The sequence below is a fragment of the Cohnella sp. genome (assembly GCF_041640265.1).
Taxonomy (GTDB): Bacteria; Bacillota; Bacilli; order Paenibacillales; family Paenibacillaceae; genus Cohnella.
The window spans coordinates 83,734-100,011 of the sequence record NZ_JBEQAP010000014.1; the positions used below are offsets into that span (position 1 = coordinate 83,734).

Below are 16,278 nucleotides of genomic sequence, written 5' to 3' on the forward strand. Positions count from 1 at the left end.
GATGAATCTGAAGATGCTGTTTCGGAAACGGCTTAATCGTTCTTGGGCCGTCGATATTTTACTGTTCTTATTGCTTGCAAGCGTCGCTGCTTTCATGTCGCTGCCTCTCGTCTATACGTTAAATAGGGCGTTTATGCCGATCGATGAGATCTTTGCGTTTCCGCCCCGGTTTATTGTAGGACATCCGACCTTTTATAATTTTAAAGCATTAGTCAGTATTTTCTCGGATTCCTGGGTGCCGTTATCGCGGTATGTGTTCAATACGTTTTTTATTGCAATCGTCGGAACGGTGGGGCATGTGATAATCGCTTCGGCCGCGGCCTATCCACTTGCAAAAACCAATTTTCCGTTTCGAAATGTCTTGTTCAGCCTTGTTGTAATGTCATTGATGTTCACCGCTTACATTACGCAGGTGCCGAACTATATGACGATTTCGTGGCTCGGTATGATCAACACTTATTGGGCGGTCCTGATTCCGGCATTCGGATCGACACTCGGGCTATACCTTATGAAGCAGTTCATGGAGCAAATCCCAGATGCCTTGATCGAAGCCGCGAAAATCGACGGAGCAAGTGAATATCGAATTTTCTGGCGGATTGTCATGCCGATCGTAAAGCCCGCATGGCTGACGCTGATTATTTTTTCGCTCCAAAGCTTGTGGACGAACGGTTCGGTTACGAGCCACAAATATATTTATAGTGAGCAGCTCCGCACGGTGGATGCCGTTTTTGGACAAATCGCGAGCGGCGGTATCGCCAGGACGGGTCCCGTAGCTGCCGTGACGCTGCTGATGATGATCGTGCCGATCACTGTATTCATCGTGACGCAGAGCAACGTCATTCAAACGATGTCCACATCGGGGCTGAAAGAGTAAGGAGGGGGAGCCAGATTTTGACTGCCAAAAGGTTGACTGCATCGATGATGCTGGTATTGGTCTTATTCGTAATCGCTGCTCCCGCCGCCGCTTCGTCCGATGGGTACAACTATTCCTATTGGGGAAAGGCCGTACCAGCGCCCGAGGCCTACACGCCGGCGAGGGTGATTTACGGACATGATTTACAGATTGGCCCCTTGTCTTCACCGCAAGACTTATATATTGGGCAGGAAAACAAAGTATATATTGCAGATACAGGAAACAACCGGATAGTTGTATTGAACGAACAGCTCGGTGTAGATCGGGTCATTAGCGAATTCGATAACAAGGGCAAGAAGGATAGCTTCAACCAGCCCGAAGGCGTATTCATCGACACGAAAGGCGGCATCTACGTTGCCGACACACAAAATCGAAGACTTGTCGAGCTGACGCCCGATGATCAGTTCGTACGGGAAATCGGCGAGCCGAAATCAACGCTGATCCGCCAAGGCTTTCCCTATTCCCCCGTCAAAGTGGTCGTCGATCAGGCTCAGCGGATCTACGTCGTTAGCCGTGGATCGTATGAAGGAATAATGGAATTCGACTCCGACGGCGGATTTACCGGTTTTATAGGAACGAACCGGGTCAAGTTCAGCCCGGCGGATCTTTTTTGGAAGCGGATTTCTACCAAGAAACAGCGCGACCAGATGCAGCAATTCATTCCGTTGGAATTCAATAACATCGATTTGAATGAAGATGGTTTTATGTACACTACGACATCTGAAGAAAAGTCAGACCGACCAATCAAGAAGTTAAACCCGTCTGGTGCCGATATTTTGCGCAGCAAAGGGTATTTTCCACCCAAAGGGGATATCCATACTCTTGATGTGGGCAGTGTTCGCGGGAGCTCGATTTTCGTCGACGTGGCCTCTGATGAAGGCGGGATGTACAGCGCCCTTGATTCTAAACGCGGACGCATATTTACTTACGATAAGGATGGCAACCTGCTTTATACGTTTGGAGGATTGGGTGGACAACTAGGAAGGTTCCGCACTCCATCGGCAATTGGAATGCTTGGAGAGCAGGCGATTGTGCTGGATAAAGACAACAATCGGCTGACGGTGTTCGAGCCTACACGGTACGGAAGCTTGATCCGCCAAGCGGTAGCTTCGCTGTATAACGGCAAGGTGGAACAGGCGACCGCAGCTTGGCGGAACGTGCTGCAATTGAACGGTAACTTTGAGGTTGCATACATCGGGATAGGTAAATCGCTAATGAAGCAAGGTGATTATAAAGAAGCGATGGCGTACTTTAAGCTTGGGAACAACCGAGAGAATTATTCTGAAGCCTTTAAGCTGTACCGCAAAGGAATCGTCATGGATAGCTTCGGCTATATCGTACTCGGGATCGCGATGATAGTTGGAATGATCATCGGCGCCGTGAAATTCGTCAATCGTCGGACTGCCGCGCTCCATTACGAGGAAATCGGCGTACTGAAAAACCCGTTTTATACGATGATTCATCCGTTTGACGGTTTTTGGGAGATGAAGTTCGAACATAAAGGCAGAATTAAAATCGCGTTCGTTATTTTGTTTTTGTTCACACTGCTTACCATTTTGAAGCGGCAGTACAGTGGATTTGTCGTCAATTTTAACAATCCTGCCGATCTGAACAGTGTAAACGAATTGAAATTCATCATAGTGCCGTTTGTCCTTTGGTGTGTGGCCAACTGGTCGCTGACCACCTTGATGGACGGGGTGGGCAAATTTAAGGATATCGTAATGGCGACGGGATATTCCTTGATGCCTTTTGTGATCATTTACGTGCCTCAAATGTTATACAGCCAAATGATAACGGCGGATGAAAGCTCGTTTTATTATCTAATGGACACGTTCGCTTATCTTTGGTCTGTTTGGCTCTTGTTCGTCGGTACGATGACGATTCATCAATACTCGGCCGGCAAAACACTGGTGACCATGCTGCTAACGCTTGTTGTGATCGGTATCATTCTGTTCATCGGCGTGCTGTTCTTCAGCATGATTCAGCAAATCATAAGCTTCGTAACATCGCTGTATCAGGAAATGTCCTTTAGAATTTAGAAGGGGGGACGGTCATGAATAGAAGGAAACTACTTGTAATCGCAGTCCTCAGCCTTTGCTTAGTTATCGGCGGTGTGATCATGAATCACGCTGGCGACCAGGTTACTCAAGCTGAGTCAGTTGCGGCCGCGACAGCCAAAGCTCAGACGAGCGGCACTGATAATGGCGCAATCAAAACCGCAGGCGAAGGCGATGCTGTGGTCACGGCGGCGGAGCAATCGGCTTTCGCTTCGATGGAGCTTGCCGCCGAGAACGAAACCTTGATGTTACATATCAAGCGGGAGACGGCGGAGATCGCGGTAAAGGACAAACGTGATGGATATATTTGGTTCTCCAATCCGGTCGGGCGTGTTGATGATCCGATCGCCTCACCGCTCTACAAATCAGAGCTGTCTTCTCAAGTGCTCCTTTCTTATTATAACGAGAAGGGGCAGATCTATAGTTTCAACAGCTACGATGACAGTGTAAAGAAAAATCAGTTCGACATGCAATTGATGGATCAAGGCGCCAAGGTCGTTTATCGGTTCGGACATGTATCGGCAAACACGGAAATCATTCCGGCTGTAATCAGCAAGGAGCGGCTTGAACAGCGGATCTTAAACAATCTGAAGGATGAGAAGGACCGCAAACAGGTGCTGTACAAGTACCGATTTAATGAAGAGAAGCAAGTGTATGAGGTGCGGAAGCTGCAGGACAATGTCGCCGCAGAGCTGGCGGGTCTGCTCGCCTCAGCCGGGTATACGAAAGAGGATGCTGCCGAAGACAACAAGGAGAACGGAATGACCTCGCAGGAGTCGGAAGACTCAGCGGAGTTTACTGTGCCTGTAGAGTACATGCTCGACGGCGAACATCTGGTCGTATCCATCCCGGCGAAGGAAGTAAAGTATACTCCGGCGTTTCCCCTTGCGAGTATCCAAGTGCTGAAATATTTCGGGGCAGCGGACGACAAGAAAGAAGGGTATATCTTTGTACCCGACGGTTCCGGGGCGATTATAAAGCTGAACAACCAAAAGCTGAATGCCGAGCCTTATCGTTTGCCGGTATACGGTCAAGACGGAACATTTGACGTTAAAGAACGGATTCTGACCAACGAACCAACTCGCCTACCCGTATTCGGCCTGAAGCAGAATGATCATGCGTTCCTTGGCATTATGGAGAACGGGGAGGCTCTGGCGAGTGTTTCGGCCGATATTGGCGGACGTTACGTTTCTTACAACAACGTAAGTGGAAGCTTCCGCTTCGTGGCGATGGATCTCTATACACTGAGCTCGGGAAGCAAGACCAGCTCGGTGCCGATGTTTCAGGCGAAAGCGTATCAGGGCGACATTCGTATCCGCTATGCTTTCCTGTCCGGGCGTTCGGCGGATTATGTTGGAATGGCGGGAACCTACCGTAATTATCTTATCGGTAAATACAAGCTGGGAAAGCTTGAGCATGCGGAGGATTCCCCTTTTGTTCTCGAATTGGAAGGCGCGTTCAAGAATCGCAAATCTTTCTTAGGCATTCCCTATTCATCTACAGAGTCGTTAACGTCATATGACGAAGCGGTTAAGCTGCTCACCATGCTGAAGGAACATGGGATCAGCAACGTGTCGCTTCGGTATGTAGGCTGGTTTAACGGCGGGATCCGTCACGACTCCCCCGGGGAAATCGATATCGAAGGTGCCCTCGGAGGAAAAAAAGGGTTCCGGAGACTGATCGATTACACGGCACTCAACGGGATAAGCCTATACCCGGATGCTGCCTTCCTGAAGAAATACAAAGGCGCAAGCGGCAGTGCGAATTTTCTAGATCGCCGCAAGGCGGGGATTTATGAATACGACTCCGTTACTTATATGAGAGATACTACCCGGTTCTCGCATTACGTAATGTCTGCTTCGAAGCTTCCAGGTGTGGTTGATGGATTTCTTGCCGATTACGCTAAGCTCGGAATCAGCGGAGTATCCTTGCGGGATATGGGCGATGAAGTGAATTCTGATTTCGATCCGACCACGCCGGTGAATCGCCAGGAAGCGCTTGAGGCGATCGTTAAGGAAACAAGCAAGCTGAAGAAGCAGGTCGGTTCCCTTATGGTGAACGGGGGCAACGCTTATTTGCTGCCATACGCCAGTGCGGTAATTAATGCGCCGACAGTAAGCAGCGCGATGAATATCACGGACGGGGACGTTCCTTTTTATCAGATCGCCCTGCACGGTTATGTGGATTTGGCCGGCGCACCGTTCAACATGGACCGATATCAGAATCCGCGGGTTTCGATGTTGAAGGCGCTCGAGACCGGTTCGAACATCTATTACCAATGGTTCTACAGCCCTTCGTCGACAGTTAAGGATACGGCTTTTAACAGCCTGTACGCGCTTCATTACCAAGATTGGTTCGACGAAGCGATTAAGCTGTATCAAGAAGGGAATGCCATATTGAAGGACGTTCGTGATCAGACGATCACGGGTCACCGAAAGCTGGCAGATCAGGTCGTGGAAACGACGTTCGAGAATGGAATATCGATTTTCGTCAATTACAACAAGACTGCCGTGCAAATAGACGGCATGAAGGTTGATGCAGAGAGCTTCCGGGTAGGCGGTGAACCAACCAAATGAAGAAAGTCATGAGCTTAAAACTAAAGAAACGTTTGAGCCTAAAACAGAAAAATGCATGGTTCGGCGTCCTGTTCGCGATGCCGCTCATCCTTGGGATGATCATGCTGTTCATTCTTCCGCTCATCCAATCGCTGCTCTACAGCTTTAGCTCTATCAACCTGATAGATGGCGGATTCTCCGTTGACTACGAGGGAGCCAGCAATTACGAGAGCTTATTCACCTCAAACCCGGATTATCCGCGCAGACTGGTTGAATCTATCGTTGACATGATCGTCAATGTGCCGCTTATCATCATCTTCGGTTTGTTCGCAGCCGTTCTGCTGAACCAGAGATTCTGGGGGCGCCCCTTCGCAAGGGCCATATTCTTTCTCCCGGTCATTCTCGCTTCCAGTGTTATCGCGAATTTGGACATCAGCAGCTTTGTCGGCGGCGGGGCGATCCCGACCGGCAGCAGCGGCGGGGATGCGGGGGGCAACATGCTGCAAAGCTTTGAGTTGAAGAAAATGATGCTGGAATCCGGGTTTTCCCCGGTTATAGTCAACTATATTACCGGAGCAGTAGACCGAATTTATGAAATCATTAGCTCCTCCGGCGTGCAAATTTTAATCTTCCTGGCGGGATTGCAATCGATTTCACCCTCTCTCTATGAAGCGGCGAAAATCGAGGGCGCCACCGGTTACGAAAGCTTTTGGAAAGTGACATTTCCAATGATGACACCGCTCATTCTGACGAATACGGTCTACTCGATTATCGATTCGTTCAGCAACAGTAAGGTTAATGAATTGGTTTCGCAAACGGCATTCGAGATTTTCGACTTCGGGCTAAGCGCCGCGATGTCTTGGGTCTATTTCTTATCCGTGTCCGTCATTCTCTTTCTTTCCGTCGGTTTAATTTCTCGTAAAGCGTTCTACTACGATTAGAAGGAGGTGAAGTCATGAGATCGCCAACCGAATACACAAATTTGTTCGTGCGAAGATACAACCCTCTGGAAAAGGGAAAACAGCTGTCGTGGATGATTATTCGGACCGTCATGATCATAGGCTTTTGCTTCATCATTTTGTTTCCGTTGTTTCTGAGGGTGTCTGTCGCGGTTCGGAGCAGGGCCGATATTTACGATCCGACGGTTCTTTGGATTCCGCGGAACTTCACGCTCGAAAATTTGAGAATTGCAATAGAGACGACAAATTATGTTGAATCCTTGCTCAACACTATTCTGATCTCCTCGAGTACGACGATCATCCAGTTGGTATCTTGCGCGTTGGCGGCTTACGCGTTTGCCCGCCTGCCTTTCAAATGCAGCGGACTTCTGTTCGGACTGGTCATCTTCACGATTGTCGTGCCGCCTCAAACGATCATGATCCCGCTTTACTTGACGTACCGTAATTTTGACCTGTTCGGCCTTATCCCTCTATTCACGGGGAAAAGCAGCCTTAATCTGATCGATACGTTCTGGCCATTTCTGATTTCCTCGGGTACTGCAATGGGCTTGAAAAACGGATTGTATATCTACATTTTCCGGCAATTCTTCCGCGGTATTCCGATAGAAATCGGAGAGGCCGCATTGGTGGACGGAGCGGGCGTGTTCCGGACATTCTTTAAGATCGTGATTCCGAATGCGGTGCCAGCCATTATTACGGTGCTGCTGTTCTCATTTGTTTGGCAGTGGAACGACAGCTATTATGTCAGCTTGTTCCTAAAGCAAGTGAAGGTGCTGTCCACCAGCCTGATGGATATGGGGATGGGATTGAAGGAGCCGGATCCGGTCTATACTTCGATGCTGCTCAATACGGGCGTATTGCTTATGATTGCACCGCTGATCCTTATGTATCTGTTTGTTCAGAGATATTTTGTGGAAAGCGTGGAACGTACTGGTGTAGTCGGATAAGAAATGCGGAAAAGTTAGCAGATGATTTCTCTATTGGATATACCAACAAACAAGGATATAATTATCATATATCCGAAAAGGCCGGGGTGTGAATCCAATTGTTGCATGGTGACAAGCCGTTATACAGTCAAATAATCGAGATTTTACGAGGATATATAGAGCGCGGCGAATATGTACCGGATCAGCAGCTGCCGACCGAGGTGGAGCTTGCGGAGCAGTTCGGCGTGAGTCGGATCACATCCAAGCGGGCTCTTATTGAGCTTGAACGTGAGGGACTGATATATCGAAGACGAGGCAGCGGCAGCTTCGTGAAGAAGCAGAGCGTTATCCGTAGAAATGTGGAAGAACAGAAATCCACTTCGAATCAGATTATATCCATGATCATTCCCTATGTCGCTGCGAACAATATGCTAGGGTATATTCCCGGTATTGCCGCTTATTTGGAGTCCAAAGGGTACTACTTAAGCATTCACAATAGCGATTGGAGCAGCTCGCAGGAACGTGAGCTGCTCCAATCCCTGCCCAAGAGAGGGACTTCTGGGATCATCCTATATCCTGTCAGCACGCAACGCAATTTGGATATCGTACATGCTCTTCATATCAATGATTATCCGATTGTAACCATAGACCAGTACTACAGCATCCTTACGATGGGCAGCGTGGTCTCGGACAACTTCGACGGCGGTTACACGGCTGCGTCCAAGTTGATAGAGCTTGGACACTCCCGTATCGCGTTCTTGTCGACGATCGACATTCAATACCGCAGCACTGTAAGGGATCGCTACTTTGGATACTGCAAAGCTTTGAATGAGAACGACATTACCGTGGATATCGACCTTGTATTCAATGGAATGCCTGTGGAAGCTGAAGGAAACCCATTGAGCAGAAGGGAATTTTACAAAACACTGTTGAATCAAATGCTCGAGCTGCAGGTAACGGCGATCCAGGCGGAACACGATTTAGTCGCATTTGAAGTCATCAAGGCTGCGGTCGAATTAGGCATTCGAATTCCAGAGCAGCTGTCGATCGTCGGATTTGACAACAATCAGGAATACACGCTTCACGCCGATGTTCCGATCACAACGATTGAGCAGGATTATCAGGAGATTGGGAAAAAGGCCGCAACAATGATTGTAGAGCACGTGGAAACCGGTGTGCCGCAGACGAATCGCACCGAAATTCCAATTCTATGGATTCCTCGACAATCGACCGGCTCGGGGCAAGAAGCTCAGAATCTGGACGTTGAATAGATTGTCTCCAGGATGCAGACCATCTTACGATTGTTAGAAATCGTAAGATGGTCTTTTTTGTACTAGATATAACCAGAGTATCTAAAAATCTCGTAAAAGGTATATCAAATATTTACTGATCATAGATTAGAGTATATAATAAAAGAGGAAAAAGTAAGCTTTCACAACTAATAAGGTATATAAGCGACAAGAAGCAGGAGGACATATGGGAAATAACAAGGTCGATAAGAAAATTGCGCATATCATCTCCCATTCACATTGGGACCGGGAGTGGTATTTACCTTTTGAGAAGCATCGTTATTATCTGGTCAAATTAATGGATCGTTTGCTGGATATTCTGGAACAGGATCCGACATACAGCAGCTTTCATTTGGACGGGCAGACCATCATACTGGAGGATTATTTGCAAGTGCGCCCAGAGAAGAAGGATCGGCTTGCGAAGTTGATCCTTGAGGGTCGGATTCACATCGGGCCTTGGTATATTCTGCAGGACGAATTTCTCACGAGCAGCGAGGCTAACATCCGTAATTTGCTGACCGGACATCGGGATGCGAAGGAATATGGCGCGTTGTCCAAGCTTGGATATTTTCCCGATTCTTTCGGTAATATGGGGCAAGCTCCGCAAATCATGCGACAGGCGGATATCGACACAGCCGTCTTCGGCCGGGGGGTCAAGCCCACCGGTTTCAACAACATGGTAGGGGAGCAAGACTACGAATCGCCTTATTCGGAGCTTCACTGGGAATCGCCGGACGGGTCGCGCATGCTGGGCATTCTGTTTGCTAATTGGTACAGCAACGGCAATGAAATCCCGACGGATCAAGAGAGCGCCCGAGTTTTTTGGGACGAGAAGCTTGCGGGAGCAGAGCGATACGCTTCAACACCGCACTTGCTGTTCATGAATGGCTGCGACCATCAGCCGATCCAGACGGATTTGCCTATGGCGCTGCAGACAGCCAGGGAGCTTTATCCGGACACGGAGTTCGTTCATTCCGACTTTGAGACGTATTTGGAAGCGCTTAAAATGACCGTCCCCGACGATCTGCAAACCATCAGCGGCGAACTCCGCAGCCAGCGTACGGATGGATGGGGAACATTGGTCAATACAGCTTCTGCACGTGTATATATCAAACAAATGAATGAACAATGCCAGACGCTGCTGGAGAAAGGCGCGGAGCCCTTGGCTGCGTATGCTTCACTGCTTGGCTTCGACTACCCGCATCACCAGCTTCTGCACGCGTGGAAGACACTCATGCAGAACCATCCGCATGACAGCATTTGCGGTTGCAGCGTGGACGAGGTCCACCGTGAAATGATCACGCGTTTCGAGAAAAGCCGTCAAGTTGCGGAAATGGTTGCCGATGAAAGCGCGGCTTTCATTGCCGAACGCATCGACACGTCCGTTTTTGCGGCTGTCGGAAACGGCGCGATGCCTTTAGTAGTATTCAATACAACCGGCTGGGCGCGAAGCGGTGTCGTAACTGTTGATCTTGATGTTTGCCGTATCTATTTCCGCGAAGGCATTCCGTTCGATGAGATGAAGGAAAAGGTAAAATCGATGCCGATTGAAGGCGGAACTATACTAGATGGCGAGGGGGGCCAAACGGCATGCAAGGTGACGGATCTTGGTCTTCGTTTCGGGTACGATTTGCCGGATGACCGATTCCGTCAACCATACTTCGCCCGCACGCTCCGCATCGAATTCGAAGCGGCTGATGTGCCGGCGAATGGGCACAAAGCTTATGCCTTTCTCCCATCCCAGATTTCCGCTGCCGATGGTGATCGCTCCTTGCTAGTAGACGAACGGTCGATGGAGAACGGACATATAAGAGTTCGCGTGGAGGCAAATGGGTCCCTTACGCTAACAGAAAAGAAGAGCGGCAAAACGTTTCGCGGCCTGTGCATGTACGAAGATACCGGAGATATCGGCAACGAATATATGTATAAGCAGCCGAATGGCGAACTGCCGCTGACGACGGAGCATGTAAAGGCTGAGGTGTCCGTGCTCTCTGATACGCCATACGAGGTATCAATTGAAATTGTGCATGACTGGGAAATACCGGCCGAAGCGGAGCCGCTGCTCGCGCAAGAGAGGGAAGAACTGGTCTGGTTTACCGGACGTCTATCCGGGCGGGTCAGCCGTACGGTGCCGCTGCGAATCCGTACGGTCGTCAGCTTGGAGAAGCATGGCAAGGGATTGAAAGTACGGACCGAATTCGTCAATTCGGCTAAGGATCATCGCGTCCGTGTGCTGTTCCCTACGGATCTGAATACCGATGTGCACTACGCCGACTCGATATTCGAGGCGGTGAAGCGGGATAACGAGCCTGCGTCTGAGTGGAGCAATCCAAGTTACTGTCATCACCAGCAGGCGTTTGTTAGCTTGCATGACGAAGAGGCTGGGCTGACCATTGCCAACCGGGGATTAAACGAATACGAAGTGCTGAGGGACAGCAGAAATACTATTGCCGTCACCTTGCTGCGTTCCGTTGGGGAATTGGGTGATTGGGGCGTGTTTCCGACACCGGAAGCTCAGTGTATCGGCCCGCACACCGCAGAGTTCATGATCATTCCACATGGGGCGGGAGGGATTCAGACGGAGGGTTATTTCGCAGCTTATCAATTCCAGACTCCATGGTTTGCGAAACCGACCGGGATTCACAATGGGACAGTCCCGCCTCATCACAGCTGGATTGTTTGGGACGCACCTGAGTTGGCGTTGTCGGCGGTGAAGGTATCCGAGGACACGGGAGATGTTATTGTGCGTTGGTTCAATTGGACTGACCGGGAGTCGATGTTGTCGGTTACGCCTGTTTTCCCGCATGAACGTATATCATTCAGCGATGTGCTGGAACGACGCCGTGAAACCTTGGACGGCATAAACTGTCACTCCGTCGGTCCTCACCAAATCATAACTCTGTCAATATCGCCGATAGGAATAAATTGAAATTGAATATACCCGTACCTTCCGAATCGCTTGTCAACCATTCTAGAAGAGGTGATCGAAGATGAAGATCGGTTTAAGCACTTATAGCTTGTTGGATACCCTTAAGGCGGGAGAAATGACCGTTCTGGATGTCATTCAATGGATCGCGGACAACGGGGGCGAGCATATGGAGATCGTTCCCTACGGATTTACGCTCGTCGACAATCCGGAGCTGGCGGACGCCGTCAGGGAAAAGGCGAAATCGGCGGGCATCGAATTGTCCAACTATTCGATGCCTGCGAATTTCGTGCAGGAGACGGAGGAGCTATTCCAGCAGGAAGTGGAGCGCGTCAAGCTGCATGTCGACCTCGTCGCTCGCATGGGCATGAAGCATATGCGCCACGACGTCACCGCGTTCACGATCCCGAAAGACCAAATGACGATTGCCTGGTTCGAGCAGCACTTGCCGCTTATGGCACGTGGAAGCCGCCTCATCACCGATTACGCAGCCCAGTCCGGCATTGTGACGACACTCGAGAATCACGGCTTTAGCGCCCAAGCCAGCGATCGGGTGCAGCGCGTCCTGCAATACGTCGATCATCCGAATTTCCGGACGACGCTAGACATAGGCAATTTCATGTGCGTGGATGAGAATCCGATCATTGGGGTGATGAATAATCTCTCTTATGCCTCGCTCATCCATATCAAAGATTTCTATTTCCGTCCCTATGACGAATCCCCGGGAGAAGCCGGATGGTTCCGAACCTCGCACGGCAACTATCTTCGCGGCGCAATTGTAGGGCATGGGGACGTCGATATTCGCCGCATCATCAAGCTTATCAAAGCATCGGGATACGACAGTTACCTCACGGTAGAGTTCGAAGGCATGGAGGATTGCAGGTCAGGCTCGAAAATCGGGATGGACAACTTGCGGCGCTTCTGGGAAGAAGCTTGACGATAGGAGGAAACTGACGTGTATAAGAACGGCGTTCCAGAGCCGAATATCGATTTCGCTCCTAAGCATTACTTTTGCCGCCGCGCGCTGGGACCACTCGTTCTAGACGGACGCGTAGACAAACCGTTCTGGGAGGATGCTCCGTGGACCGACGACTTCATCGATATTGAAGGCGAATCCAAACCGAGGCCAGCTAAGCGGACCAGAGCCAAGATGCAATGGGATGATGAGTATTTTTACTTTGCGGCGGAGATGGTGGAGGATCAAATATGGGCCACTATGACGGAGCGGGATTCGGTTATTTTTCATGATAACGATTTTGAAATCTTCATCGATCCGGACGGGGACTCCCACCAATACTATGAATTCGAAATCAATGCGCTTAATACTGTGTGGGATTTGTTGCTGGTCAAGCCGTACCGAGATGGCGGCCCCCCTGTTAACGGCTGGGATATTGCCGGGTTAAAGACGGCCGTACATATTGACGGCGAGCTGAATCAACCAGGGGCGGACAACCGGGGATGGAGCGTTGAAGTGGCGATGCCTTGGGCCAGCTTGCGGGAATGCGCACCTGAGGGGCGTATTCCGCTTCCCGGCGAATATTGGCGCGTCAACTTTTCCCGCGTCCAGTGGCAAGCGGAAGTCATGGAAGGCAGCTACCGAAAGGTTGTCAACCCGGCAACCGGTCGGCCCTACCCGGAAGACAATTGGGTATGGTCCCCGATGGGATTGATCAATATGCATTATCCAGAGCTATGGGGATTCGTCATATTCTCCGCTTCCCAAGGGCCCTATTCGTTCGAGCTTCCTGCTGACGAGAAGATCAAATGGGAGCTGCGCAGGCTTTATTACCGCGAACGCAATTATTACGCGTTGCACGGGGCTTTCTGCCGTGAAGCGGAAATCCTGATGAACGGCGGCAATTGGTCGATCCAGCCGCGGATCGAAACGACCGACCGGCTGTTTCAAATTTCCGCGCTGTCGCCCTCCAGCGGCACGACTTATTATATCCGGGAAGACGGAAAGCTGTGGAAGGAGTGATTCGCGATGGCGGTCAGCACCAATGTATTTTCCTTGGACGATCCAACGCGCGTGCAAATTGAGAGCAAATTTGAGATCAAACGGAAATTGGCCTTTGCGAGGGAAGATGATCTGTTCGGCGTGTTTCAGGAGGAGCTGAGCGCGGAGGAAATGTGGGCATTAAAGTTCCTCTATGCCTATATGCCGCTGAACGATTTGGCCGATTATGACGGACCCCTGTTTCTGCGTCACGTCCGACGGACATTAGAGATCCGCACTTTGCTGCCTTGGGGCAGGCGAGTTCCGGACCACCTATTCCTGCATTTCGTGCTTCCGTACCGGGTGAACAATGAGAATGTCGAGGATTGCAGGGGTATTTTGTATCAAGAGCTGGCGGAACGTGTGAAACATCTGACGATGGAAGACGCCATTCTGGAAACCAACCATTGGTGCCATGAAAAGGCGACATATGTTGGCAATGATCCAAGAACCGTATCTCCGATGACGCTAATCCGCACCGCACTGGGACGCTGCGGCGAGCAGTCGACATTGGCTGTCGCGGCGCTGCGCAGTGTGTGCATTCCCGCAAGGCAATGCTATACGCCGCGATGGGCGCACAGCGATTCGAATCATGCTTGGGTGGAGGCATGGGCGGATGGAAGGTGGCATTATATCGGAGCATGCGAGCCGGAACCCCGCTTGAACCAAGGCTGGTTCAGCGGTCCCGCCCGAAGGGCGATGCTGGTCAACACGCGAGTGCCTTCCAACTACCCCGGACCTGAAGACATTACATTGGCGCACGAGTGGTTCACGGAAATTAACCTGCTGGACGGGTATGCGCCTGCCCGGACGATCAAGGTATGCGTCAATGATCATGTCGGTGATCCCATTCAAGGGGCTTCAGTGCTGCTGCAGGTGTACAACTACGCGGAATTTACGGCGATCGCCAAGCTGACGACCAATGAACAGGGAGAAGTCTCGCTCAAAACCGGGTATGGAGAGTTGTTCGTGCATGCTTCGCTCGGTGCGCGATGGGGAGAGAAGAAAATCCGCGTTTCGGACGGCGATCTTTGCCACATCGAACTCGATCGTCTCGAGCAGGAAGACGGCTCGTCTGATATGGACATGGTTCCGCCTCCGGAATTGCCGGATGACACGGCGATGTCTATTCCGGAAGAGGAGAGGCAAAGGCACAACGAACGTGTGCAAGCCGGAGCGCGCATCCGCAAGGACTTCGAGGAAACGTTCGTTGGCAAGGAGCAAGCTTTCGAACTGGCAGGGGAACTCGCCCTACCCTCGGAACGTGTTTGGGACGTGTTGCGAAAGGCCAGAGGGAACAGCCATGAAATCGCAGCATTCCTCCGCGAACAAACCGGCGAGCTAGGGGAGTGGCCGCTTCGTCTGCTTGAAAGCTTAAACGATAAAGATTTGACAGATACGTTAAGGACGGTACTGACGGATCATTTGATCGGTGCGCTCCCCTATCGGGATCAGTTCGACGAAGAAACCTTCGTCACCTATATCCTTTGCCCGCGCGTATTGTACGAAATGATCAGCCCTTATAAGCGGGCGTTTCAAGGGAGTTTCTCTATAGAGCAAACGGAGCGGTATCGCAGCAATCCAGCGGAATGGGTCCAGTATCTTTCGGCCGCGTTTGAAGTGGTGGAGGACATGACCTATTATCAGGGCTCGGCGACACCGCTCGGCAGCTTCCGGCTTCGGAAGGGCGACAGCACTTCGCGGGATATTCTGTTCGTCGCGGGATGTCGCAGTATAGGTATTCCTGCACGATTACAACCTATCTTGCGCAAACCGCAGTATCGAGCGGAGGGCGTTTGGATCGATGCGGAGTTCGAACCCGCATCCGGCGCGAAAGCCCAAGCGGCAACGGGCGGCAGAGTAATGTTGCTTCGCGACCCAGAAGCCCAAATCGACACGCCGGTAGCTGCTTATTTCATCAACTTTTCCTTCGCCCGACTGGAGAATGGCGTGTATCGAACCCTGTTTTATCCACACGGTAAATCCGATGTTTACGAGGAGGCATTCGAGCTTGAATCTGGTTCCTACCGGATGACGGCTGGAACCAGACTGAAGGACGGCTCCGTGCTTGTCCGCCTGACCCGCTTTACAGTCCGGTCCGGCCAACAGCTCCAGCTTCCGCTGACGTTTAGGCAGCAGCCATCCGATGTGCCCGTGTTGGGCAAGATGGATCGCTCGTTGGCGTTCGCGTTAGCGGACGGAACAGGCGGCACGCTCGGAAAGCTTGCAGGCCTGCAAAGCGCCGTATTAGCCTGGATCGAGCCAGACCGCGAGCCCTCAAAACATTTGATTCGTGAAATCGGCGAGCTCGCCTCAAGTTATGCGCAGCATGCCACATCTGTCATTCTCGCCGTTGGGAACGAGGGATGGACCGCTTCATTCGATCCGTCATCCTATCCGTTGCTGCCGGAAGGGACCGTCTTCGTACACGATGTCTCCCAAGCGGTGATGCGGCAAGCCGCATCCCTAATCGACCTCAATGGCGGGGGGTTGCCGCTCGTACTTGTACTGGACGAAGCTGGCTGTATCCGTTACTTTTCTTCCGGGTATAAGCTTGGAATCGGTCGAGAAGTGCTGCAAACCCTTGCGCGGTTGGCGGAATAGCGGCGAATGGCCGTGCTGTAGCAAGAGGATCTACAGAAGGAAGGGATCGTGAT

Annotated in this window: 10 protein-coding genes; all 10 read left to right on the forward strand. The window is 51.0% G+C overall.

The annotated features are described in order from the left end of the window. The first annotated feature begins 1 nt into the window (after window position 1). The 10 genes from ACESLK_RS12670 (at window position 2) to ACESLK_RS12715 (ending at window position 16,225) form a co-directional block, all read left to right on the forward strand. On the forward strand, window positions 2-874 hold the full coding sequence (locus ACESLK_RS12670; protein WP_373229851.1) for a carbohydrate ABC transporter permease: 873 nt from the start codon (window positions 2-4) through the stop codon (window positions 872-874). A gap of 17 nt (window positions 875-891) precedes the next feature. Next, complete coding sequence (locus ACESLK_RS12675) at window positions 892-2,952, forward strand: YIP1 family protein (RefSeq protein ID WP_373229827.1); 2,061 nt, start codon at window positions 892-894, stop codon at window positions 2,950-2,952. Between the two features lie 14 nt (window positions 2,953-2,966). Further along, on the forward strand, window positions 2,967-5,546 hold the full coding sequence (locus tag ACESLK_RS12680; RefSeq protein ID WP_373229828.1) for a DUF5696 domain-containing protein: 2,580 nt from the start codon (window positions 2,967-2,969) through the stop codon (window positions 5,544-5,546). Beyond that, a complete protein-coding gene (locus ACESLK_RS12685; protein WP_373229829.1) occupies window positions 5,543-6,466 on the forward strand; it encodes a carbohydrate ABC transporter permease in 924 nt (307 codons plus the stop codon). The genes ACESLK_RS12680 and ACESLK_RS12685 overlap by 4 nt, the downstream gene beginning before the upstream one ends. 14 nt (window positions 6,467-6,480) lie before the next feature. Next, window positions 6,481-7,431 (forward strand): carbohydrate ABC transporter permease, encoded by a 951-nt coding sequence (locus ACESLK_RS12690; protein ID WP_373229830.1) that lies wholly within the window; start codon window positions 6,481-6,483, stop codon window positions 7,429-7,431. A 98-nt stretch (window positions 7,432-7,529) separates the two neighbouring features. Next, complete coding sequence (locus ACESLK_RS12695; RefSeq protein ID WP_373229831.1) at window positions 7,530-8,681, forward strand: GntR family transcriptional regulator; 1,152 nt, start codon at window positions 7,530-7,532, stop codon at window positions 8,679-8,681. A 205-nt stretch (window positions 8,682-8,886) separates the two neighbouring features. Then, entirely contained in the window at window positions 8,887-11,628 is a 2,742-nt protein-coding gene (locus tag ACESLK_RS12700; RefSeq protein ID WP_373229832.1) for an alpha-mannosidase, read from the forward strand. A gap of 61 nt (window positions 11,629-11,689) precedes the next feature. After that, entirely contained in the window at window positions 11,690-12,562 is an 873-nt protein-coding gene (locus ACESLK_RS12705) for a sugar phosphate isomerase/epimerase family protein (protein ID WP_373229833.1), read from the forward strand. Between the two features lie 18 nt (window positions 12,563-12,580). Next, entirely contained in the window at window positions 12,581-13,603 is a 1,023-nt protein-coding gene (locus ACESLK_RS12710) for a carbohydrate-binding family 9-like protein (protein WP_373229834.1), read from the forward strand. Between the two features lie 6 nt (window positions 13,604-13,609). Further along, on the forward strand, window positions 13,610-16,225 hold the full coding sequence (locus tag ACESLK_RS12715; RefSeq protein WP_373229835.1) for a transglutaminase domain-containing protein: 2,616 nt from the start codon (window positions 13,610-13,612) through the stop codon (window positions 16,223-16,225). Window positions 16,226-16,278: the final 53 nt, after the last annotated feature.

What these genes read in the sequence shown, in the direction of transcription:
- ACESLK_RS12670 (WP_373229851.1), top strand. Translation starts at nt 2, where the DNA reads ATGAATCTGAAGATGCTGTTTCGGAAACGGCTTAATCGTTCTTGGGCC.
- ACESLK_RS12680 (WP_373229828.1), top strand. Translation starts at nt 2,967, where the DNA reads ATGAATAGAAGGAAACTACTTGTAATCGCAGTCCTCAGCCTTTGCTTA.
- ACESLK_RS12685 (WP_373229829.1), top strand. Translation starts at nt 5,543, where the DNA reads ATGAAGAAAGTCATGAGCTTAAAACTAAAGAAACGTTTGAGCCTAAAA.
- ACESLK_RS12690 (WP_373229830.1), top strand. Translation starts at nt 6,481, where the DNA reads ATGAGATCGCCAACCGAATACACAAATTTGTTCGTGCGAAGATACAAC.
- ACESLK_RS12700 (WP_373229832.1), top strand. Translation starts at nt 8,887, where the DNA reads ATGGGAAATAACAAGGTCGATAAGAAAATTGCGCATATCATCTCCCAT.
- ACESLK_RS12705 (WP_373229833.1), top strand. Translation starts at nt 11,690, where the DNA reads ATGAAGATCGGTTTAAGCACTTATAGCTTGTTGGATACCCTTAAGGCG.
- ACESLK_RS12715 (WP_373229835.1), top strand. Translation starts at nt 13,610, where the DNA reads ATGGCGGTCAGCACCAATGTATTTTCCTTGGACGATCCAACGCGCGTG.